The organism is uncultured Psychromonas sp. (assembly GCF_947489755.1).
In the GTDB taxonomy this organism is placed as follows: Bacteria; Pseudomonadota; Gammaproteobacteria; order Enterobacterales; family Psychromonadaceae; genus Psychromonas.
Window position 1 is genome coordinate 1 of record NZ_CANLFB010000021.1, and the last position, 23695, is coordinate 23695.

Sequence of the window (23695 nt, forward strand, 5' to 3'; positions counted from 1 at the left end):
AAATACCAAAATACCAAAATACCAAAATACCAAAATACCAAAATACCAAAATACCAAAATACCAAAATACCAAAATACCAAAATATCAAAATATCAAAATATCAAATAACCACGAAGCGCTATGCTATACGAAGGATACGAAGTAAAAGCTATAATCCATTACTTATTTTAATCGCTTTTGCGCTAACCTTCTTCACCCTTCGTACCTTCGTGGTAAACCGTTTTTGACTTTGGGGCGCTGGCTTTAGCCTGCAGGATTTTGTGTGTTGATTTTGGTTTGGGTATTAGGGAATGAATAATACGAAGCTTATTAGTAACGTTAAACACAAAAAAGATCTGCAAGCTGAAGCATGCGCCCCGAAGTGTCGAAGTATATAACAAAGGACTCGCAGAGCTCATCCGCTCATAAAACTAGGCTGTCGCCTAATTCGCCATACGCATCTAGCTCAACACTTTATTGTCTTTGTATATTGATAATGTGCTTTTGATTCTGGGGCGGTGGCTTTAGCCTGCAGGGTTTTGTGTGTCGATTTTGGTTTTGATATTAAGGAATGAATAATACGAAGCTTATTAGTAACGTTAAACACAAAAAAGATCTGCAAGCTGAAGCATGCGCCCCGAAGTAACGAAGTATATAACAAAGGACTCGCAGAGCTCATCCGCTCATAATACTAGGCTGTCGCCTAATTCGGCATGCGCCCGAGTTCAAAACCTTCTGACTTTGTATATTGGTAATGTGTCTTTAACTTGGGGCGCTGGCTTTAGCCTGCAGGATTTTGTGTGTCAATTTTGGTTTTGATATTAGGGAATGAATAATACGAAACTTATTGGTAATGTTAAACACAAAAAAGATCTGCAAGCTGAAGCATGCGCCCCGAAGTAACGAAGTATATAACAAAGGACTCGCAGAGCTCATTCGCTCATAACTCTAGGCTATCGCCTAATTCGCCATACGCATCTAGCTCAACACTTTATTGTCTTTGTATATTGATAATGTGCCTTTGACTTTGGGGCGCTGGCTTTAGCCTGCAGGGTTTTGTGTGTCGATTTTGGTTTTGATATTAAGGAATGAATAATACGAAGCTTATTAGTAACGTTAAACACAAAAAGATCTGCAAGCTGAAGCATGCGCCCCGAAGTAACGAAGTATATAACAAAGGACTCTCAGAGCTCTTCTACTCATAATACTAGACGTACTTAATTCGCTATGCGCCTTTAGTATAAAAAATATATAGACTAAAAATTTATTAAAAACCTTACTCTTTTACGTGCTATTTATAGAGTGATAGGGAGGTTGTGATGGCTTTGTTTGTGTTTAATCAATAAGAATCACTCTTTTTGTAGATAATCAGGTTACAAAAGACAGAAAAATCCTTATACTTACGTCCTTTATTTTAGGGTGACGATTTTGCTTAATGTAAAAGAAATCTTTCACCTATTAAACAATCGCTTATAATTAGGGGATTGTTTTACCACTTAGCAACTGATGCTAAGCAAGGTACTATTAATTTTAACAGTGGATACAATGCGTTATGACTACAGTAAATTCTGAAAACAGCAAAAGCTCTTTTGATGGGCTGAAATGGACTATCACCGTTTTATTATTAGCAACAGTGATTGTTGGTAATTATTTATATGGTGAAGAAACACATGTTGTATTACGTGTGGCAATACTTTTAGTTTTAGCTGCTTTAGCAGTTGTTTCTGCTGCATTTACTGAAAAAGGCAAAACATTTATTGGCTTTGCTAAAGATGCACGTCTTGAAGTACGTAAAGTTGTTTGGCCAACTCGCCAAGAAACAGTGCAAACTACACTAATCATCTTAGCAGTATCAACCATTGTTGGTTTAGTGCTATGGGGTCTTGATGGCATATTTGTTCGTGTCGTTTCGTTTATCACTACCTCTATTTAAGGGTTTATTATGACTGAAGAAGTTCAAAAAAAGAGATGGTATGTAGTTCAAGCCTTTTCTGGGTATGAAGGCCGTGTTCAAAAGACATTATTAGAGCACATCCGTTTAAATGAAATGGAAGAGCACTTTGGCGAAATCTTAGTACCTACTGAAGAAGTAGTTGAAATGCGTGCTGGCCAAAAACGTAAGAGTGAACGTAAGTTCTTCCCTGGTTACGTGTTAGTTGAAATGGCTATGAATGATGATAGCTGGCATTTAGTGAAAAGTATTGACCGTGTTATGGGCTTTATTGGTGGCACTAAAGAACGTCCAGCGCCTATCTCTCAAAGAGAAGTAGACAACATTCTTAACCGTTTACAAGAGTCGCATGATACACCGCGTCCTCGTACATTGTTTGAAGCGGGTGAAATGGTTCGTGTTACTGACGGCCCATTTGCAGACTTCTCTGGTACTGTTGAAGAAGTTGACTATGATAAGAGCCGCTTAAAAGTATCGGTTTCTATCTTTGGTCGTGCAACGCCAGTTGAACTTGAATTCTCTCAAGTTGAAAAAGACTAGTTAACTCAAGCGACTTCGCTTGGTTAGACTGATAAAAAAAGCCAATAAGGTCCGCCTTATTGGCTTTTTTGTTTTTAACAGGCGAATAAATTTATATTTGACTAAAAAAACAACAAAAGGTCTTGTGAAGCAGGTGAGGTTACAGTTATAATTCGCGGCCCAATTTATATGTTATTTCATTTTTTAAGTAATATAGACATTTGGCCCTAGTAGGCTGCAATAATGCAGTCACTTACGTATTAACTGGGAAGCTGTTTTTTCAGCGTTATACCCAAATAAAGGTAATATATCATGGCTAAGAAAGTAACCGCATATATCAAGCTGCAAGTTTCAGCTGGTATGGCAAACCCGTCACCACCAGTTGGTCCTGCACTTGGTCAACACGGTGTTAACATCATGGAATTCTGTAAAGCATTCAATGCAAAAACAGAAGCTCAAGAAAAAGGCGCTCCAGTACCTGTAGTAATTACAGTATATGCTGATCGTTCTTTTACGTTCGAAACTAAGACTCCACCTGCATCTTACTTACTTAAGAAAGCTGCTGGTATCAAATCTGGTTCTGCTGTACCTAATAAAGACAAAGTAGGTAAAGTAACAGTTGCTCAACTTGAAGAAATCGCTAAAGCGAAAGAAGTTGATTTAACGGGTGCCGATCTTGAAGCGATGGTACGTTGTATTGCGGGTTCTGCTCGTTCTATGGGTCTGGAAGTAGAGGGTTAATACAATGGCTAAATTATCTAAACGCATGACAGCTATACGCGCTGAAGTTGACGCAACTAAAGAATACGATATCAATGAAGCAGTAGCACTTTTACAAAAGTTCGCAACAGCTAAATTCAGCGAAAGCATTGATGTTGCAGTTAACCTAGGTGTTGATCCTCGTCGTAGTGATCAAAACGTACGTGGCGCAACTGTTTTACCACACGGTACTGGACGTGAAGTTCGTGTTGCTGTATTCACACAAGGCGCTAACGCTGAAGCTGCTCTAGCTGCTGGTGCGGATATCGTTGGTATGGACGATCTTGCTGCTAAAGTTAAAGCTGGCGAAATGGACTTTGACGTTGTAATTGCATCACCAGACGCTATGCGTGTTGTTGGTCAATTAGGTCAAATCTTAGGTCCACGTGGTCTTATGCCTAACCCGAAAGTTGGTACTGTTACACCTAACGTTGCTGAAGCAGTTAAAAATGCTAAAGCGGGTCAGGTTCGTTACCGTAACGACAAGAATGGTATTATCCATTCTACAATCGGTAAAGCGACATTTACTGCTGAACAAATTAAAGAAAACCTAGAAGCTTTGATTATTGCGCTTAAAAAAGCAAAACCATCAGGTGCTAAAGGTCAATTCATCAAGAAAGTTTCTCTATCTACAACTATGGGTGCAGGTCTGAAAGTTGACCAAGCAACTCTAGTAACAGTAGTAGCGTAATTTTTTGTAGTCATTTGATGATTAATCATTAAGTGACTATACAAGGTTGCATATTGTTTGTATAATATGCGACCTTACTTTGGAGGGCCTTAGGTCCCTTCTTAGACCGTAGGTGTTAAATTTTTGATTTAACTTAATTTCCTGCGTAGATGGTACCGGACCCCAGAAAGATTATTCTACTGGATCCGAAACCAAAAAATAGTGCCTCATCATTAGGTGGGGGTGTTTATCTAGGGTAAAACCTAGTGGAATCCAGGAGTAAAACCAAATGGCATTAAGACTCGAAGACAAACAAGCTATTGTTGCTGAAGTCAACGAAGCTGCTAAAGGCGCTCTGTCTGCTGTAACTGCCGATTCACGCGGTGTAACAGTAGGTGCAATGACTGAACTTCGTGCAAAAGCACGTGCAAACGGTGTATTTTTACGAGTTATTCGTAACACACTAGCACGTCGTGCAGTTGAAGGTACTGACTTTGCATGTCTGGCAGATACGTTTACAGGTCCTACTATCCTTGCTTTTTCAAACGAACATCCAGGTGCAGCAGCACGTCTTTTAAAAGACTTTGCTAAAGCTAATGAAGCGTTTGAAATTAAAGGGCTAGCATTTGAGGGTGAATTCATTGAAGCCGCTCAAATCGACCGTTTAGCGACATTACCAACATACGACGAAGCAATTGCGAAACTGATGGCTACTATCAAAGAAGCTGCAGCGGGCAAACTTGTACGTACTCTGGCTGCTATTCGCGACCAGAAAGAAGAATCTGCAGCGTAATTGCTGTAATACCATTTTATAATCTATATATAGGAATTGACTCATGTCTCTTACTAAAGACCAAATCATTGATGCTGTTGCAGAACTATCTGTAATGGAAGTTGTTGAACTAATCGAAGCAATGGAAGAAAAATTCGGCGTATCTGCTGCTGTTGCTGCTGCTGGTCCTGCTGCTGCAGGCGAAGCTGCTGCTGAGCAAACTGAATTTAACCTAGTACTTACTGCTTTCGGTGAGAACAAAGTTAAAGCAATCAAAGCTGTACGTGCTATCACAGGTTTAGGCCTGAAAGAAGCTAAAGAAGCTGTTGAATCTTGTCCTGCTGTTCTTAAAGAAGGCATTTCTAAAGACGAAGCTGAAGCTTTCCAAAAAGAGCTTGCTGAAATCGGTGCAACTGCTGAACTTAAATAAGTTAGTTTTTCTAACTTAATAGCTATGCAAATAGCTTTGGCTGGTGATTTTTTAATCACCGGCCTTTTTGCGCTATAGGATACCGTGATTTTTCATTATTTTTTACGGTCATCGGACGCTTAAGATGATGTTATTGCTATATTGCTTCAAACGATAAAGTCAGCGAAATAAGCTGCGCCTCAAGAGTAGGTTCAAACTGAAGTCATACCGCAATTAAATATCGTTAACACCAAAATAATGTGCCGCCGTTGTCATACATCAGATTCAAACCAAGTAGACAACTATGACCAATTTTATCAGCGAGCAAAGGAACCACATGGGTTACTCTTATACTGAGAAAAAACGTATTCGTAAGGATTTTGGGAAACGTCCACAAGTGATGGAAAAACCATACTTGTTGGAAATTCAACTAGATTCATTCAAACGATTCATTGAAGTCGATTTAACTGGCGAAGTAGGTTTAGAAGCTGCTTTTAACAGTATCTTCCCTATCGCTAGTTATTCAGGTACCTCGGAACTACAATATGTAAGTTACCGTTTAGGCGAACCTGTTTTTGATGTGAAAGAATGCCAAATCCGCGGAGTAACTTACTCTGCATCTTTACGTGTTAAATTACGTCTTGTTATCTATGATCGTGATGCGCCAGCAGGCACGGTTAAAGATATCCGTGAACAAGAAGTTTACATGGGTGAAATGCCACTCATGACAGAAAACGGTACCTTTGTTATCAATGGTACAGAGCGTGTTATTGTTTCTCAATTACATCGTTCTCCTGGTGTTTTCTTTGACCATGATAAAGGTAAGACACACAGTTCGGGTAAAGTGTTATATAACGCACGTGTTATCCCTTACCGTGGTTCTTGGTTAGATTTTGAATTTGACCCTAAAGACAACTTATTTGTACGTATTGACCGTCGTCGTAAATTACCAGCGACTATCATGCTACGTGCTCTTGAGTACACGACTGAACAAATCCTAGACATCTTCTTTGATACAACTGAGTTTGTAGTTAAAGATGGTGTGATCACAATGGCATTGATTGCAGACCGTTTACGCGGTGAACAATTCAACTTTGACATCGTGAGTAAAGGTACAACTTATGTTGAATCTGGCAAGCGTATTACTGCTCGTCATATCCGTCAACTTGAGAAAGATGGCGTTAAGCATCTTGAAGTACCGTTTGAATATTTAGAAGGTAAAGTATCAGCTAAAGATTACATCAGCAGCGAAACTGGTGAAATCATTGTTAATGCAAATGATATCTTTACACTTGAATTATTAGCTGAGCTTGCACAGTCAGGTATTAAAAAATTCGAAGCAATCTACAGCAATGAACTAGATTGTGGTTCATTTATATCAGACACATTACGTGTGGATTCTTCAACTAACCGTTTAGAAGCGTTAGTAGAAATCTACCGTATGATGCGTCCTGGTGAGCCACCAACTAAAGATGCTGCTGAAGGTCTATTCCAAAACCTATTCTTCGCTGAAGAACGTTATGACTTATCTAAAGTAGGTCGTATGAAGTTCAACCGTCGTGTTGGTATCGATGGCGATGAAGGTCCTGGTATTCTATCTAACGAAGATATCTTAAGTGTAATGAAAACACTGATCGATATCCGTAACGGTAATGGCGAAGTTGATGATATCGATCACCTTGGTAACCGTCGTATTCGTTGTGTAGGTGAAATGGCTGAAAACCAATTCCGTGTTGGTTTAGTACGTGTTGAACGTGCTGTTAAAGAGCGTCTATCTTTAGGCGACCTTGATGCAACTATGCCGCAAGATTTGATCAATGCAAAACCTATCTCAGCTGCTGTTAAAGAGTTCTTTGGTTCTTCACAACTGTCTCAGTTCATGGACCAAAATAACCCGTTATCAGAAGTAACGCACAAACGTCGTATCTCTGCATTAGGTCCTGGTGGTCTAACTCGTGAGCGTGCTGGCTTTGAAGTACGTGACGTTCACGCAACTCACTACGGTCGTTTATGTCCAATCGAAACACCTGAGGGACCAAACATCGGTCTTATTAACTCGTTAGCAACGTTCTCACGTACTAACAGTTACGGTTTCTTGGAAACACCTTACCGTAAAGTAATCGATGGTAAACCTTCTGATCAAGTTGAATATTTGTCAGCTATCGAAGAGGGTACATTCGTTATCGCACAGGCATCTGCTAATACTGATGAAAACGGTATGCTTAACGAAGAGATGATTCCTTGTCGTCATAAAGGTGAAACTACCTTTATGGGTGCTGATGATATCGATTACATGGATGTGTCACCACAACAGATCATTTCTGTTGCTGCGTCACTTATCCCGTTCTTAGAACATGATGATGCTAACCGTGCCTTAATGGGTGCGAACATGCAACGTCAAGCGGTTCCTACTTTACGTGCTGATAAGCCATTAGTAGGTACTGGTATTGAACGTCGTCTTGCTATTGACTCTGGTGTTACTATTATCGCGAAACGCGGTGGTGTAATCGATTACGTTGATGCATCTCGTATCGTTGTTAAAGTTGCTGATGATGAGCTACTTGCTGGTGAAGCGGGTATCGATATCTACAACTTAACTAAATACACGCGTTCAAATCAGAATACTTGTATTAACCAAAAACCAACGTGTAAACCTGGCGAGCCAATTGTTCGCGGTGACGTATTAGCCGATGGTCCATCGACTGATATGGGTGACTTAGCACTTGGTCAAAACATGAAGATTGCCTTCATGCCTTGGAATGGTTACAACTTTGAGGATTCAATCCTTATTTCTGAGCGTGTATCTCAAGAAGATCGTTTCACTACGATCCACATCCAAGAGTTCTCATGTATTGCACGTGAAACTAAATTGGGTACTGAAGAGATCACTGCCGATATCCCTAACGTTGGTGAATCTGCGTTAAGCAAACTAGATGAGTCTGGTATTGTTTACGTTGGTGCTGAAGTTAAACCAGGTGATATCTTAGTAGGTAAAGTAACGCCAAAAGGCGAAACACAACTTACGCCAGAAGAAAAACTATTACGCGCTATCTTCGGTGAAAAAGCGTCTGATGTTAAAGACAGCTCTTTACGCGTAGCTAACTCAACTTACGCAACAGTGATTGACGTTCAAGTCTTTACTCGTGACGGCGTTGAGAAAGATAAGCGTGCATTAGAAATCGAAGAAATGCAGTTGAAAGCAGCTAAGAAAGACTTAACTGAAAAGTTCAAAATCTTAGAAGAAGCTATCCATGAAAAAGCGTTGAAACTATTAGTTTCTGCTGGTCAAGAAGAAGCGCGTCTATTACAGATGCCTAAAGCTCAGTGGTTTGACATCGTATTAAATGATGATGAAAAACAAACTTACTTAGACCAAATCAATGCGCAGTACGACGAAGTTAAAGCAGACTACGATAAAGAGTTTGATATTAAACGTCGTAAGATTACACAAGGTGATGATTTAGCACCTGGCGTACAAAAAATTGTTAAGGTTTACCTTGCAGTACGTCGTCGTCTACAGCCTGGTGATAAAATGGCCGGCCGTCATGGTAACAAAGGTGTTATTTCAAACATCGTACCTGTAGAAGATATGCCTCACGATGAGTTTGGTGTTCCAGTTGATATCGTACTTAACCCGCTGGGTGTACCATCACGTATGAACATCGGTCAGATCCTTGAGACACATCTAGGTCTAGCGTGTAAAGGTGTTGGTGAGAAACTAGAGCGTATGATCAAAGATCAACGTGAAGTAGAAATCAGCAAAGTACGTGAATTCGTACAAAAACTTTACTCGTTCGGTGATGCACCTTGTCATGTTGACTTAAATGACTTTGATGACGAAGCTGTATTACGTCTTGCTAAAAACCTTTATAAAGGTTTACCAGTAGCAACACCTGCGTTTGATGGTGCTCACGAAAGTGAAATCCGCGAATTATTACGTTTAGCTGATTTACCAGAATCTGGTCAATTACAGTTAACCGATGGTCGTACTGGTATTGACTTCGAACGTAAGACAACTGTTGGTTACATGTATATGTTAAAACTAAATCACTTAGTTGATGACAAAATGCATGCGCGTTCAACGGGTTCTTACAGCTTGGTTACTCAGCAACCACTTGGTGGTAAAGCTCAGTTCGGTGGCCAGCGTTTTGGTGAGATGGAAGTATGGGCACTAGAAGCTTACGGTGCTGCTTACACGCTTCAAGAAATGCTAACGGTTAAGTCGGATGATGTTAATGGTCGTACTAAGATGTATAAAAACATCGTAGACGGTGACCATAGAATGGAACCAGGCATGCCTGAATCATTCAACGTATTGTTGAAAGAGATCCGTTCATTAAGCATCAATATCGAGCTAGATGAATCGAACTAAAATTCGTTTTAGTTGAAAAATATGTGGCGTCTTGATTGTTGAGACGCCTAGTTTTAACTCCTATGGGAGAGTAGCGTGAAAGACTTACTCAAGTTTTTAAAGCAACAAAATAAAACCAAAGAATTCGATGGTATTAAAATCGGTTTAGCATCACCAGAAATGATCCGTTCATGGTCTTTTGGTGAAGTTAAAAAACCTGAAACCATTAACTACCGTACTTTTAAGCCTGAACGTGAAGGTTTATTCTGTGCACGTATCTTTGGTCCAATCAAAGATTACGAATGTTTATGTGGTAAATACAAACGCCTTAAGCATCGTGGTGTTATTTGTGAAAAATGTGGTGTTGAGGTAACTCAAGCTAAAGTTCGTCGTGACCGTATGGGACACATCGAATTAGCATCACCTGTTGCACACATTTGGTTCCTTAAATCACTTCCGTCACGTATTGGCTTAATGCTAGATATGACGTTACGTGATATCGAACGTATCCTATATTTTGAATCATTCGTGGTTGTAGAACCAGGTATGACTGATCTTGAGCGTGGCCAAATCCTTCTTGAAGAAGAGTACTTGGACAACCTAGAGCAATGGGGCGATGAGTTTGACGCAATGATGGGCGCTGAAGCCGTTTTTGCACTACTTAAGCAACTTGATTTAGAGCACGAAATCAAAGGCATGCGTGAAGAGTTAGAAACAACTAATTCTGAAACTCGCCGTAAAAAATTAACTAAGCGTCTGAAACTTGTGGAATCTTTCCACCAGTCTTCAAACAAACCAGAGTGGATGATCTTAACAGTACTTCCAGTACTTCCACCTGATTTACGTCCACTAGTACCACTAGATGGCGGACGTTTTGCAACCTCTGACCTAAATGACTTATACCGTCGTGTTATTAACCGTAATAACCGTCTAAAACGTCTTTTAGAACTAGCTGCGCCAGATATCATCGTACGTAACGAAAAACGTATGTTACAAGAATCTGTTGATGCGTTATTAGATAATGGTCGTCGTGGCCGAGCTATTACTGGTTCGAACAAACGTCCTCTAAAATCGCTTGCAGATATGATCAAAGGTAAGCAAGGTCGTTTCCGTCAAAACTTACTAGGTAAACGTGTAGATTACTCTGGTCGTTCTGTAATCACAGTAGGTCCAACGTTACGTTTACATCAATGTGGTCTTCCGAAGAAGATGGCATTAGAGCTATTCAAACCATTCGTATACGGTAAGTTAGAAGCATTAGGTCTTGCGACTACTATTAAAGCGGCTAAGAAATTAGTTGACCGTGAAGGTGGTGAAGTTTGGGACATCCTAGAAGGTGTTATCCGTGAACATCCAGTGCTACTTAACCGTGCACCAACACTTCACAGACTAGGTATCCAAGCATTTGAGCCTGTATTAATCGAAGGTAAAGCGATACAGCTTCACCCGTTAGTATGTGCTGCATACAACGCCGATTTCGATGGTGACCAAATGGCGGTACACGTACCGTTAACAATTGAAGCACAGCTTGAAGCTCGTACTTTGATGATGTCTACGAACAATATTCTATCGCCTGCAAATGGTGAGCCGATTATCGTACCGTCTCAAGATGTTGTACTAGGTCTTTATTACATGACTCGTACTCGCATTAATGGTCGTGGCGAAGGCATGTACTTCCAAAGTGCAAAAGAGGCTGAAAAAGCATACCGTGCTGGTGTTGTTGATCTACAAGCGATTGTTAAAGTACGTATGACGCAAGTTCATATTGCTGAAGACAAATCTCGTACCTCTACTACTGGTTTAGTTGAAACAACAATTGGTCGTGCGATTCTGTCTTTAATCATGCCTGAAGGTCTTCCTTTCGAGCATGTTGATTTGAACATGGGCAAAAAAGCTATCTCTAACGTGTTGAATGCTTGTTACCGTTTACTAGGTATTAAAGACACTGTTATTTTTGCTGACCAATTAATGTATACCGGTTTTGAATACGCTACATTGTCAGGTGCCTCTGTTGGTATCGACGATATGGTTATTCCTGATGCTAAGAAAGTATTAGTTGAAGAAGCTGAAGCTGAAGTACTAGAAATCCAAGAGCAATTCCAAGCTGGTCTTGTTACTGCGGGTGAGCGTTACAATAAAGTTATCGATATTTGGGCAAGTGCGAATGAGCAAGTGGCTAAAGCGATGATGGAAAATCTGTCTAAAGAGACAGTCATTAACGCTAAAGGCGAAGAAGAAGTTCAAGATTCGTTTAACAGTGTTTACATGATGGCCGATTCGGGTGCACGTGGTAGTGCCGCTCAGATTCGTCAGCTTGCAGGTATGCGTGGTCTGATGGCTAAACCAGATGGTTCAATCATCGAAACACCTATCGTAGCTAACTTCCGTGAAGGTCTAAACGTACTTCAGTACTTTATCTCGACGCATGGTGCACGTAAAGGTCTAGCCGATACCGCACTTAAAACAGCAAACTCGGGTTACCTAACTCGTCGTCTTGTTGATATCGCTCAAGATTTAGTTATTACTGAAGAAGATTGTGGTAGTACTGAAGGTCTATTAGTTACACCATTGATTCAAGGTGGCGACGTTGTTGAACCACTTCGTGAACGTGTTCTAGGTCGTGTTGTTGCTCGTGACATCATTAAACCAGGTACAGATAACGAAGTCTTAATCGCACGTAACGTATTACTTGATGAAAAATACTGTGACTTAATCGAAGAAGCTTCAGTTGACCAAGTATGGGTTCGCTCTGTTATTACTTGTAATACTGACTTTGGTGCTTGTGCACAATGTTACGGTCGTGATTTGGCTCGTGGACACATGGTTGGTCAAGGCGAAGCAGTTGGTGTTATGGCCGCTCAGTCTATCGGTGAACCTGGTACACAGTTAACGATGCGTACGTTCCACATCGGTGGTGCAGCATCGCGTTCTGCATCTGAAAACAGTATCCAAGTTAAAAATACGGGTAAAGTTAAATTACATAACGCTAAGTTTGTAATTAACTCTGATCAAAAAGTAGTTGTTATCTCTCGTTCAACAGAGTTAACCGTTATCGATGAATTAGGCCGTACGAAAGAGAATCACCGTCTACCTTATGGTGCTGTTCTTGATAAGCAAGATGGCGCGACTATTACAGCCGGCGAAATCATTGCTAACTGGGACCCGCATACACATCCAATCATTACGGAAGTGGAAGGTAAGATAGAGTTCATGGACTTCATTGAAGGCGTGACTATTAACAAGCAAACTGATGAACTAACTGGTTTATCAAGCATTGTTATTATCGACCCTGCACAACGTCCAAGTGCTGGTAAAGAAATGCGTCCGATGGCTAAACTAGTTGATGCTAAAGGTAATGATGTCTTCATTCCTGGTACACAAGTTATTGCGCAATATGCACTTGCTGCAAACGCAATCGTAAGCCTAGAAGATGGTGCTCAAGTACGAGTTGGTGATGCGGTAGCCCGTATTCCACAAGAAAGCTCGAAAACTCGTGATATCACGGGTGGTCTACCTCGCGTAGCCGACTTATTTGAAGCGCGTACACCTAAAGACGCTGCGATCCTTGCAGAAGTGTCAGGTACATTAGCATTCGGTAAAGAGACTAAAGGTAAACGTCGTCTTCTTATTACACAAGCTAATGGCGATGTGCATGAAGAGATGATTCAAAAATGGCGTCACCTAAACATCTTCGAAGGTGAGAAGATTGAAAAAGGTGAGGTTATTTCTGACGGTCCTGAGTCTCCTCATGACATCCTTCGTCTACGTGGTATTAGCCCAGTGGCTAACTACATCACAAACGAAGTACAAGAAGTATACCGTTTACAAGGCGTAAAAATTAATGATAAGCACATCGAAGTTATCGTTAACCAAATGCTACGTAAATGTATCATTACTGATGCCGGCGATACGTCGTTCTTAGTGGGTGAGCAAGCTGAAGTTGTGCGTGTTATTATTGAAAACCGTAAACTTGAAGCTGAAGGCAAAAATGTTGCTAAGTTTGAATACCAGTTATTAGGTATTACTAAAGCATCACTAGCAACTGAATCGTTTATTTCGGCTGCATCTTTCCAAGAAACAACACGTGTTCTTACGGAAGCTGCTGTTGCAGGTAAATGTGACCAATTACATGGCTTGAAAGAGAATGTAATCGTTGGTCGCTTGATTCCAGCTGGTACTGGTTTTGCACATCACCGTACTCGTGCTGCAGCTAAAGCGAAAGAGCTTGAACCTGTTAGTGCTGAGCCAATCATCGACGTAGAAGCAGCTGAGCAAAACTTAGCTGACTTACTAAACGCCGTTGATTTTGGTGAGTAAGTAGTGAATATAAGCAATTAATTTTGCTTTAGAAAAAAAGGTGCTTCGGCACCTTTTTTTATGTCTAAAATTTGAGTTTTTTGGTGTTTTTACTTTGCGATTTGCCACGAAGGTACGAAGGGTGAAAAGGTTAAATTAGAGGCGATTAATAACAGATAGTGAATATAGTGCTTTTAAATTCATTTATTGTCTTTTCTTCGTGTAGCGCAGCGCTTCGTGGTTAATTTATGCTTTCAAATCAAAATCGGTTCACTACGAAGGTAAGGAGGGTGAAGAAGGTTAAGATCAAAGAGGGTTAAATCAAAAGTGATCAATGGCGATAGTGAATATAGTGTTTTTTGATTAATTTATTGTCTTTTCTTCGTGCTCTTCGTGTAGCGCAGCGCTTCGTGGTTATTTTGGTGTTTTGAAGTAAAAGGTCGATAATCTGAACTATGAAGTTAAATTGTGTCGGTTGTCGCTTTTGTTATTCAAGTCCTGTTTTCAGCTTGCAGATCTTTTTTGTGTTTATTTTAGATGGCGTACTCAATTCATAATTCTTCATTAGTGATACAAAGATACAAAAACACAAAGGTACAAAGATATAAGCAATAAACACTTACACCAGAGCCCCAAAATCAAAAGCTATTTACCACGAAGGCACGAAGGCACGAAGGCACGAAGGGTGAAGAAGGTTAGAGTAAAAGCGGTTAATAACAGGTAATGGATTATAGCTTTTCTTCGTGTAGCGGAGCGCTTCGTGGTTATTTGGGTATTTTCAAGTAAAAGGAGAATAATCGGAACTATAAAATTAAATTGTGTTGGTTGTCGCTTTTGTTATCCGGGGCGCATGCTTTAGCTTGCAGATCTTTTTTGTGTTGATTTTTAGGCGGTGTACTTAATTCATCATTATTCATTAGTGATACAAAAACACAAAAACACAAAGGTACAAAGATATAAACAATAAACCCTTACACCAGCGGCCCAAAGTCAAAAGCTATTTACCAGGAAGGTACGAAGGGTGAAAAGGAGAGAGTGAAAGTGCTTAATAAAAAATAGTGAATAAAGGGCTTTTTGATTAGCTTTTGCTCTTTTCTTCGTGCTCTTCGTGTAGCGGAGCGCTTCGTGGTTATTTTGGTATTTTCAAGTAAAAGGAGGATAATCGGAACTATAAAGTTAAATTGTGTCGGTTGTCGCTTTTGTTATTCGGGGCGCATGCTTTAGCTTGCAGAATTTTTTTGTGTTGATTTTTAGGCAGTGTACTTAATTCATCATTATTCATTAGTGATACAAAGATACAAACAATAAACCTTAACACCAAAATCCCTGCAGGCTAAAGCCAGCGCCCCGAGGTCAAAGGCACACTATCAATCTTCAAAGCTAAACTCACAAACAACCCCTGCAGGTTAAAGCCAGCGCCCCGAGGTTAAAGGCACACTATCAATCTTCAAAGCTAAACTCACAAACAGCCCCTGCAGGCTAAAGCCAGGCGCCGAAGTTCAAGAGGCTAGAGTCGATTTCTAAGTTTTTTGTTATTTCACATTGTTTTTATTTTGCTTCTACTTCAATATACAGACTCAAAATTAACTGATTAGGATAAGCCTTAAATGACAACTAAAAAAATTATTAGTACAGAACAATCGCCATCAGCAATTGGTCCATATTCTCAAGCTAATCAATTCGGTGATATGATTTTTACTTCTGGTCAAATTCCATTAAACCCAAAAACAATGGAAATTGTTGAGGGTGGCGTTGCAGAACAAACTGAGCAAGTAATGAAAAATCTATTTGCTGTACTAGAAGCGGCTGGGGCGACGGGTGAAACTGTCGTTAAAACAACTTGTTTCATTAAAGACATGAATGACTTTGTTGCTTTCAATGAAGTGTACGGTAAGTATTTTGCTACTTTAGCACCTGCTCGTTCATGTGTTGAAGTTGCTCGTTTACCAAAAGATGTATTAGTTGAAGTTGAAGCTGTTGCATTTGTAGCGTCTAAATAAGTTTAATTTAGACTATAAGGTTTACAATGTCTGACCATCAAGTAACAAAATTTACTCTGTTAGTGACTGGCAACCCAGCTAGTCACCAAAGTGCCTCTAACGCATACCAATTTTGCTCTGCCGCATTAAAAGCTGGGCATAAAGTGAGTGGCGTGTTTTTTTATCTTGATGGTGTATTAACGGCAAGTAACCTCATTAGCCCTGCAACCGATGAAGTTAATTTACCGGATTTATGGGCTAATTTAGCTAAAGAATATCAATTCCCACTAGAAGTTTGTGTATCTGCTTCTTTACGTCGTGGCATTGTTAATCAACAGGAAGCTGAGCAATTAGCACTTTCCAATTACAATCTTAAATCACCTTTTGTATTAAGTGGGTTAGGGCAGTTAGCTGAACTGTCAGCTAGTTGTGACCGTTTAGTGCAGTTTTAGGCTGGTGATACTTTAGGATATGAATATGGAAAAGAAAATCGGTATTGTTAACAGGCGCGCACCACATGGTACAACTCATGCTCGTGAAGCGTTAGATCTTAGTTTAGCTCTCTCTGCGTTTAATGAGTCTCTAAGTCTTTTTTTCATGGGTGACGGTGTTTATCAATTATTGGCCAAGCATCAAGCTGATGTGATTTTGCAAAAAGATTTTCAACCTATGCTACAAATGCTTGAGCTTTATGATGTTGAACAAATTTATGTTTGCCAGCGTTCACTCTCTGTAAGAAATATTTCAGTAGAACAATTAGTTATTAAAACGACGCTGCTAAGTACTGATGAAATAAATTTACACCTTGCTAAGCAAGACCAATTAATGAGTTTTTAAATGATATTACATACGGTTAATAGCTCGCCATTAAGTACTTTTTCGTTACATGATTGTTTAAAGCAATTAGATGATAACGATATTTTATTGTTAATCAGTGATGGTGTCATTGCTGCAAGTGCGACTATTGAACAACAACCAACGTTATTAAAACTCCATGAAAGCCAACGTTTGTTTGTCCTACGAGATGATTTAGTTGCGCGTGGTTTAGATGTGAAGGTAGGTGAAATTATCGATTACCCTGCTTTTGTGGATTTAACAATTCAATGTAAAAGCCAATTAGCCTGGTAATATTTACTTATTAGTGACCATAAAAATTATTTTTAATTTAATCCCCTTTATTTGTATTACCCTCGCTGACTTTACCGTTTCAATATAACTAATTAAATATCTGCTTTTTGGACTTCTCATTTTGTGACTAAAAACACAATTGCCTATTTATTGACTCGCCTTTCTATTAAGCGTAAACTCTTGCGACCCTAATCTTTAGGGCTTGATTTTTCACACACACATTAGGAGCTATTTAACAATGGCAACAATTTCACAATTGGTACGCAAACCGCGTAAGGACAAAGTTCAAAAAACTAACGTTCCTGCGCTAGAAGCGTGTCCTCAAAAACGTGGTGTATGTACTCGTGTATATACTACTACACCAAAAAAACCTAACTCGGCAATGCGTAAAGTTGCTCGTGTACGTCTAACTAACGGTTTCGAAGTAACTTCGTACATCGGTGGTGAAGGCCATAACTTGCAAGAGCATAGTGTAATCTTGATCCGCGGCGGTCGTGTAAAAGATTTACCGGGTGTTCGTTACCATACAATTCGTGGTGCACTTGATACTTCAGGTGTTGCAGCACGTCGTAACGGTCGTTCTAAGTACGGTGCTAAAAAGCCTAAATCTTAATACTTTCCGTAAGTAAGGCCAAACAAACACTATTTAATTTTAATATGTTTTGGGTAAAATCCTGAAGCGCACGGAGATAATAAGATGCCAAGAAGACGCGTCGTAGCTACTCGTAAAGTACTACCAGATCCTAAGTTCGGATCAGAAGTTCTAACAAAATTCGTTAACGTAGTAATGGTTGACGGAAAAAAATCTATCGCAGAAAAAATAGTTTATGGTGCATTAGCATCAGCAGCTGAAAAAAGCGGTAAAGACCCAATGGAACTTTTTGAAGTTTCATTAGAAAACATCCGCCCAAGCGTCGAAGTTAAATCTCGCCGTGTTGGTGGTTCAACATACCAAGTTCCTGTAGAAGTTCGCCCTTCTCGTCGTAATGCTCTTGCAATGCGTTGGTTAGTTGAAGCTTCTCGTAAGCGTGGTGAAAAATCAATGGCATTACGTCTAGCTGGTGAGCTAGTTGATGCAGCAGATAACAAAGGTTCAGCGGTTAAGAAACGTGAAGACGTTCACCGTATGGCTGATGCAAACAAAGCGTTTGCTCACTACCGTTGGTAGAAAAATATTAGCACAGGCTTTCGCCTGTGCTTTTTCGTTTCTATTTGCACAAAGCTTTATTTAAGAAGGACATTGCATTGTCACGTACAACTCCTATTGAGCGCTACCGTAATATCGGTATTGTAGCTCATGTCGATGCAGGTAAAACTACTACTACAGAGCGTGTGTTGTTCTACACTGGCGTATCTCACCGAATTGGTGAAGTACATGATGGTGCAGCAACAATGGACTGGATGGAGCAGGAGCAGGAACGTGGTATTACTATCACATCCGCCGCGACTACTACTTTCTGGCAGGGCATGCAAAACCAGTATGAGCAACACCGCATTAATATCATCGATACGCCTGGACATGTAGACTTCACTATTGAAGTTGAACGTTCTTTACGTGTGTTAGATGGTGCTGTAGTTGTATTTTGTGGCTCGTCAGGTGTAGAACCTCAATCAGAAACTGTATGGCGTCAAGCTAACAAATACCACGTTCCGCGTATTGTGTTTGTTAACAAGATGGACCGTACTGGTGCTGACTTTGAATCTGTACTTGAGCAAATTCGAACTCGCTTAGGCGCGACTTGTGTTCCTATTCATCTGAATATTGGAACAGAAGAGCACTTTCGCGGAGTTATCGACCTCATTAAAATGAAAGCGATTGATTGGAACGATGCAGATCAAGGAATGACATTTCAATATGATGACATTCCCGCTGAGCTATTAGAACACGCGCAAGTTTTGCACGAAGAACTAGTAGAAGCAGCTGCAGAAGCAAATGATGAACTGATGGATAAGTACCTTGAAGAAGGTGAGCTTTCAGAAGAAGAAATCAAAGCAGGTTTACGTATTCGTACGTTAAATAATGAAATCGTACTAGCAACTTGTGGCAGCGCCTTTAAAAATAAAGGTGTGCAAGCAGTGTTAGATGCGGTCATTGACTATCTACCTTCTCCTGTAGAAGTTGAGGCTATTAAAGCTATCAACGGACACAACGATCAAGAAATAGAATGTCCTGCGACTGATGATGCACCATTTGCTGCACTTGCATTTAAAGTGGCAACCGACCCATTCGTGGGAACGTTAACCTTTATGCGAGTTTACTCAGGCGTAGTTAAGTCTGGTGAGCAAGTTTATATTCCTATTAAAGGTAAAAAAGAGCGTTTAGGACGCATCGTACAGATGCATGCTAACGAACGTAAGGAAGTCAAAGAAGTTCGCGCCGGTGATATTGCCGCTGTGATCGGTCTTAAAGACGTCACTACGGGGGATACGCTTTGTGTTGCTGGACAGAATATTATTCTTGAGCGTATGGATTTCCCTGAACCGGTTATTCAAATTGCGGTTGAGCCAAAAACTAAGGCCGACCAAGTTAAATTAACGCTAGCACTAGAAAAACTATCTGCTGAAGACCCTTCTTTTCGTGTTGAAACAAATGAAGAGTCTGGACAAATACTGATCTCTGGTATGGGTGAACTTCACCTAGACATTATAGTCGATCGTATGCGTCGTGAGTTTTCTGTTAACTGTAACGTGGGTAACCCACAAGTTGCATACCGTGAGACCATCCGTAAAACGGTTGAGATCGAAGGTAAATTTATTCGTCAGGGTGAAGGACCTAGCCATTATGGCCATGTCCAGCTAAGATTAGAACCGTTGGAAAGTGGTTCTGGTTTTGAATTTGTGAATGAAATGGCTGCGAATGTTTTCCCTAAAGAATACATTCCAGCGGTGAGCAAAGGCTGTGAAGAACAAATGAACCAAGGTGTGTTGGCTGGTTATCCAATGCTTGACGTACGAGTCACTTTATTAAATGGTTCTTACCATGAGGTTGACTCTAGCGAAATGGCATTTAAAATTGCTGGTATGATGGGTTTTAGAGATGGGGCATTAAAAGCTGATGCAACAATTCTTGAGCCTGTGATGAAAGTGGAAGTAACTACTCCTGAAGATTGGATGGGGACTGTTGTTGGCGATCTTAATAGTCGTCGTGGTATTATAGATGGAATGGACGATGGCCCTGGTGGCGTTAAGATCGTACATGCTAAAGTACCGCTGTCTGAAATGTTCGGTTATGCAACCGCAGTTCGTTCGGCAACGCAAGGTCGAGCATCTTATTCTATGGAGTTTTTAGAATATGCCGATGCGCCTAAAAAAATTGCTAACGCAATTATTGAAGCGAAATAAAAAATAAATTAAACTACACCTTTCCATGTGATGGCATGTGGAGAGGTATTTACTGATAAAGAAGGTACACACTGTGTCTAAAGAAAAATTTGAACGTAATAAACCACATGTAAACGTAGGTACAATTGGCCACGTTGACCATGGTAAAACTACTTTAACAGCTGCAATCTCTGCTGTATTAACTAAGAAATTCGGCGGCGACGTTCGTGATTTCTCTGCAATCGATAATGCTCCAGAAGAGCGTGAACGTGGTATTACAATCAATACTTCTCACATCGAATACGATACAGAAACTCGTCACTACGCACACGTAGACTGTCCTGGACATGCCGATTATGTTAAAAACATGATCACTGGTGCTGCTCAAATGGATGGTGGTATCTTAGTTGTTGCTGCAACAGATGGTCCTATGCCACAAACTCGTGAGCATATCCTACTTTCTCGTCAAGTTGGTGTTCCACACTTAGTTGTTTTCTTAAACAAATGTGACATGGTTGATGATGAAGAGCTACTAGAATTAGTAGAAATGGAAGTTCGTGAACTTCTTTCTGAATATGATTTCCCAGGTGATGACCTACCAGTTATCCTTGGTTCAGCGCTTAAAGCACTTGAAGGCGAAGCTGAATGGGAAGATAAAATCCTTGAACTTGCTGATGCACTAGATACTTATATCCCTCTTCCAGAGCGTGACATCGACAAACCATTCATCCTACCAATTGAAGATGTATTCTCAATTGCTGGTCGTGGTACTGTTGTTACTGGTCGTGTTGAGCGCGGTATCATCAAAGTTGGTGAGTCTGTTGAAATCGTTGGTCTTAAAGATACTGTTACTACTACATGTACTGGTGTTGAGATGTTCCGTAAACTTCTTGACGAAGGTCGTGCTGGTGAGAACGTTGGTGTTCTTTTACGTGGTACTAAACGTGAAGACGTTGAACGTGGTCAAGTTCTAGCTAAGCCTGGTTCAATCAAGCCGCATACTAAGTTCGAATCTGAAGTATACGTACTAAGTAAAGATGAAGGTGGTCGTCATACTCCATTCTTCAAAGGTTACCGTCCACAGTTCTACTTCCGTACAACTGACATCACTGGTGCTGTTGAGCTTCCAGAAGGTGTTGAAATGGTAATGCCTGGTGATAACCTTAAGTTCGTTGTTGAACTAATTGGTCCAATCGCTATGGATGAAGGTCTACGTTTCGCAATCCGCGAAGGTGGCCGTACTGTTGGTGCTGGTGTTGTTTCTACTATCATCGCGTAATTTATAATTACACGTTTTTAGTTAAACAATATTCAAAAAAGAGAGCCTAGGCTCTCTTTTTTTATGTCTGCAGAAAAGTAATGTAAAGCTATGGGTGAAGGTCTCCATTTCGCAATCCGTGAAAGTAGCGCTATACCAAGTGCATGTAGGTACTGGTGTTGTTTCTACTATCATCGCGACCTTGTCGAAACATAGAATGACACGTTTTTAGTTAAACAATATTCAAAAAAGAGAGCCTTGGTTCTCTTTTTTATGTCTGCAGAAAAGTAATGTAAAGCTATGGATGAAGGGCACCATTTTGTAATCCGTGAAGGTGGCGCTATACCAAGAGCATGTAGGTACTGGTGTTGTTTTTTTGTTTTTGACTTTGGGGCGCATGCTTTAGCCTGCAGGGGGTATGTGTTGCTTTTGACTTAGAAATTACGAAAGGTAATATCAAAATACTTAGAGCCCAACACAAAAAAGCTCTGCAAGCTGAAAACTGGGCTCGCAGAGCTACTCCGCTCATAAAACTAGGCTGACGTCTAATCCGCCATGCGCCCGAAAGTCAACACGATTTAGCTTCTTAGCTTCTATTATCAGCTTTTGACTTGAAAGCACCAAAATAACCACGAAGCGCTACGCTACAGGAAGGACACGAAAGAAAAGCTATAATCCTTACTTGTTTTAATTGCTTTTACTCTTACCTTCTTCACCCTTCGTACCTTCGTGGTAAACCCCTTGTGACCTTGGACGCTGGCTTTAGCCTGCAGGGATTCTGGTGTTAAGGTTTATTTTTTGCTCTTTGTAACACGAATGATTAATTGAATAATCCATCCAACAATCAACACAAAAAAGATCTGCAAGCTGAAGCATGCGCCCCGAAAGTTAAAATGCTGCAAGCTGAAAACATGACTCGCAGAGCTACTCCGCTCATAAAACTAGGCTGACGCCTAATTCGCCATGCACCCTAAAATCAACACGATTTAGCTTCCTAGCTTCTATTATCAGCTTTTGACTTTGGGGCGCATGCTTTAGCCTGCAGGGATTCTGGTGTTAGGGTTTATTGTTTGATCCTTGTAACACGAATGATTAATTGAATAATCCATTCAACAATCAACACAAAAAAGATCTGCAAGCTGAAGCATGCGCCCCGAAAGTTAAAATACTGCAAGCTGAAAACATGACTCGCAGAGCTACTCAGCTCATAAAACTAGGCTGACGCCTAATTCGCTATGCGCCCCAATAAAAAAAGCGACAACCAATACATAAAATGCAGGCTACAAGCATCAGTCCAGGGGAGGGGATTCGTTAGTGGCGTTATAAATGATAGAGTTTTAATGTTAAAAATAATAGAGAAAGCTACTCTTGTAGGTTTTGTGTGTGAAGATGGTTAAGTTATTGGGTAGTGTCTTGCTTTTGTATTAGAGAGGCTTTTAGGGGCTCTAGATTTGACATTAAAACATTAAAACATTAAATGAATGAAAATGATGATAACGAGTTAAAGATATTGATTATTTACAGGGGCATTTTGTTTATTTATGTTGCTATCTTTTTAACTTCTTCTGGTAATAAGATACGATTTTATAAAGTAATAAGCTAATCATTATAATTTTTCCGTGCGTTAGTAATCGCATACTCTGGCATTTTTTTTGCTAATCTGGCTAATAGTCTTTCTGCTTCTCTTTTTGTTTTTGGATCGACAATAACACTGCTATTTAACGCTCGGTATGCATCTTCATAATCAAGTGGGCTACCATAGCCTTGATCTAGTAATTTGATGTAGCTGATTTTAGCGGGTAAGAACCCTTGTAGTGCAGCTTCCCTAAAATATTTTGTCGCTTTCTCTTTGTCTTTAATGACCAAAGTACCATTATTGTAATAACGCCCTAGCTGTTCTATTGCTGCCAATAAGCCTTGTTTAGCGGCTTGATCAATATAATACATGCCTAATGTTGCATTGCGCTCTACACAAACACCCCAAGCCAGCATATCTCCCCATAAGAACACATAAGAGGGCTCTTGTATTTTGAGTGCATGTGCTTCAATATCTTGTACTAATTGGCAATCGTCTGCTTTTACCCTTTGTAAATGCTTATTCTTTTTAATCAGCGAGTTGAGTTCATCCTGGGTATATACCTGTATTACTGGATAATCTTCAGCAATCGTCGCCATACTGCTTAATAAACTGAATATCAGTAATGATTGTATTATTATTTTCATATAAACCCTTGGCTTTGATACCTTATCAAAATATTCATTATAGTCATTGATAGTAACTTATCGGCACGCGGTCTTTTTT

Annotated in this window: 17 protein-coding genes; 16 read left to right on the forward strand and 1 reads right to left on the reverse strand. The window is 40.2% G+C overall.

Annotated elements, in window-relative coordinates:
- Positions 1-1532: 1532 nt before the first annotated feature.
- The 16 genes from secE (at position 1533) to tuf (ending at position 21414) form a co-directional block, all read left to right on the forward strand.
- A complete protein-coding gene (gene secE / locus Q0794_RS12435; RefSeq protein WP_025565264.1) occupies positions 1533-1913 on the forward strand; it encodes a preprotein translocase subunit SecE in 381 nt (126 codons plus the stop codon).
- Between the two features lie 9 nt (positions 1914-1922).
- The gene (gene nusG / locus Q0794_RS12440; protein WP_025565263.1) at positions 1923-2471 is read left to right on the forward strand and encodes a transcription termination/antitermination protein NusG; all 549 of its coding nucleotides are present in this window, start codon (positions 1923-1925) and stop codon (positions 2469-2471) included.
- 291 nt (positions 2472-2762) lie between these two features.
- Entirely contained in the window at positions 2763-3191 is a 429-nt protein-coding gene (gene rplK, locus Q0794_RS12445; RefSeq protein WP_113818378.1) for a 50S ribosomal protein L11, read from the forward strand.
- A gap of 4 nt (positions 3192-3195) precedes the next feature.
- The gene (rplA, locus tag Q0794_RS12450; RefSeq protein ID WP_025565260.1) at positions 3196-3900 is read left to right on the forward strand and encodes a 50S ribosomal protein L1; all 705 of its coding nucleotides are present in this window, start codon (positions 3196-3198) and stop codon (positions 3898-3900) included.
- Between the two features lie 268 nt (positions 3901-4168).
- Positions 4169-4672, forward strand: coding sequence for a 50S ribosomal protein L10 (rplJ, locus tag Q0794_RS12455; RefSeq protein ID WP_298942350.1), 504 nt, complete (start codon positions 4169-4171; stop codon positions 4670-4672).
- 43 nt (positions 4673-4715) lie between these two features.
- Entirely contained in the window at positions 4716-5081 is a 366-nt protein-coding gene (rplL, locus tag Q0794_RS12460; RefSeq protein ID WP_025565258.1) for a 50S ribosomal protein L7/L12, read from the forward strand.
- Positions 5082-5397: 316 nt separating this feature from the next.
- Complete coding sequence (gene rpoB / locus Q0794_RS12465) at positions 5398-9432, forward strand: DNA-directed RNA polymerase subunit beta (RefSeq protein WP_298942353.1); 4035 nt, start codon at positions 5398-5400, stop codon at positions 9430-9432.
- A 75-nt stretch (positions 9433-9507) separates the two neighbouring features.
- On the forward strand, positions 9508-13728 hold the full coding sequence (gene rpoC / locus Q0794_RS12470; protein WP_298942355.1) for a DNA-directed RNA polymerase subunit beta': 4221 nt from the start codon (positions 9508-9510) through the stop codon (positions 13726-13728).
- A gap of 1586 nt (positions 13729-15314) precedes the next feature.
- Positions 15315-15707: a RidA family protein gene (locus Q0794_RS12475; protein ID WP_025565713.1), complete on the forward strand. Its 393-nt coding sequence runs from the start codon at positions 15315-15317 to the stop codon at positions 15705-15707.
- A 26-nt stretch (positions 15708-15733) separates the two neighbouring features.
- Positions 15734-16138, forward strand: coding sequence for a sulfurtransferase complex subunit TusD (tusD, locus tag Q0794_RS12480; protein ID WP_298942359.1), 405 nt, complete (start codon positions 15734-15736; stop codon positions 16136-16138).
- Between the two features lie 25 nt (positions 16139-16163).
- Positions 16164-16523 carry a sulfurtransferase complex subunit TusC gene (gene tusC / locus Q0794_RS12485; protein ID WP_298942361.1) on the forward strand — a complete coding sequence of 120 codons (360 nt, stop codon included), beginning with the start codon at positions 16164-16166 and terminating at the stop codon, positions 16521-16523.
- Positions 16524-16814, forward strand: coding sequence for a sulfurtransferase complex subunit TusB (gene tusB / locus Q0794_RS12490; RefSeq protein WP_298942363.1), 291 nt, complete (start codon positions 16524-16526; stop codon positions 16812-16814). It abuts the gene before it with no gap.
- A 238-nt stretch (positions 16815-17052) separates the two neighbouring features.
- On the forward strand, positions 17053-17427 hold the full coding sequence (gene rpsL / locus Q0794_RS12495; RefSeq protein WP_025565709.1) for a 30S ribosomal protein S12: 375 nt from the start codon (positions 17053-17055) through the stop codon (positions 17425-17427).
- Positions 17428-17511: 84 nt separating this feature from the next.
- A complete protein-coding gene (gene rpsG / locus Q0794_RS12500) occupies positions 17512-17982 on the forward strand; it encodes a 30S ribosomal protein S7 (protein ID WP_160063835.1) in 471 nt (156 codons plus the stop codon).
- Positions 17983-18059: 77 nt separating this feature from the next.
- Positions 18060-20156, forward strand: coding sequence for an elongation factor G (gene fusA, locus Q0794_RS12505; RefSeq protein ID WP_298942368.1), 2097 nt, complete (start codon positions 18060-18062; stop codon positions 20154-20156).
- Positions 20157-20229: 73 nt separating this feature from the next.
- The gene (tuf, locus tag Q0794_RS12510; RefSeq protein ID WP_298942370.1) at positions 20230-21414 is read left to right on the forward strand and encodes an elongation factor Tu; all 1185 of its coding nucleotides are present in this window, start codon (positions 20230-20232) and stop codon (positions 21412-21414) included.
- A 1578-nt stretch (positions 21415-22992) separates the two neighbouring features.
- Here the strand turns inward: tuf and Q0794_RS12515 are convergent.
- Positions 22993-23616 carry a flagellar protein MotX gene (locus Q0794_RS12515; protein WP_298942372.1) on the reverse strand — a complete coding sequence of 208 codons (624 nt, stop codon included), beginning with the start codon at positions 23614-23616 and terminating at the stop codon, positions 22993-22995.
- Between the last annotated feature and the right edge of the window lie 79 nt (positions 23617-23695).

What these genes read in the sequence shown, in the direction of transcription:
- secE (WP_025565264.1), top strand. Translation starts at nt 1,533, where the DNA reads ATGACTACAGTAAATTCTGAAAACAGCAAAAGCTCTTTTGATGGGCTG.
- nusG (WP_025565263.1), top strand. Translation starts at nt 1,923, where the DNA reads ATGACTGAAGAAGTTCAAAAAAAGAGATGGTATGTAGTTCAAGCCTTT.
- rplK (WP_113818378.1), top strand. Translation starts at nt 2,763, where the DNA reads ATGGCTAAGAAAGTAACCGCATATATCAAGCTGCAAGTTTCAGCTGGT.
- rplA (WP_025565260.1), top strand. Translation starts at nt 3,196, where the DNA reads ATGGCTAAATTATCTAAACGCATGACAGCTATACGCGCTGAAGTTGAC.
- rplJ (WP_298942350.1), top strand. Translation starts at nt 4,169, where the DNA reads ATGGCATTAAGACTCGAAGACAAACAAGCTATTGTTGCTGAAGTCAAC.
- rplL (WP_025565258.1), top strand. Translation starts at nt 4,716, where the DNA reads ATGTCTCTTACTAAAGACCAAATCATTGATGCTGTTGCAGAACTATCT.
- rpoB (WP_298942353.1), top strand. Translation starts at nt 5,398, where the DNA reads ATGGGTTACTCTTATACTGAGAAAAAACGTATTCGTAAGGATTTTGGG.
- Q0794_RS12475 (WP_025565713.1), top strand. Translation starts at nt 15,315, where the DNA reads ATGACAACTAAAAAAATTATTAGTACAGAACAATCGCCATCAGCAATT.
- tusD (WP_298942359.1), top strand. Translation starts at nt 15,734, where the DNA reads ATGTCTGACCATCAAGTAACAAAATTTACTCTGTTAGTGACTGGCAAC.
- tusC (WP_298942361.1), top strand. Translation starts at nt 16,164, where the DNA reads ATGGAAAAGAAAATCGGTATTGTTAACAGGCGCGCACCACATGGTACA.
- tusB (WP_298942363.1), top strand. Translation starts at nt 16,524, where the DNA reads ATGATATTACATACGGTTAATAGCTCGCCATTAAGTACTTTTTCGTTA.
- rpsL (WP_025565709.1), top strand. Translation starts at nt 17,053, where the DNA reads ATGGCAACAATTTCACAATTGGTACGCAAACCGCGTAAGGACAAAGTT.
- rpsG (WP_160063835.1), top strand. Translation starts at nt 17,512, where the DNA reads ATGCCAAGAAGACGCGTCGTAGCTACTCGTAAAGTACTACCAGATCCT.
- Q0794_RS12515 (WP_298942372.1), bottom strand. Translation starts at nt 23,616, where the DNA reads ATGAAAATAATAATACAATCATTACTGATATTCAGTTTATTAAGCAGT.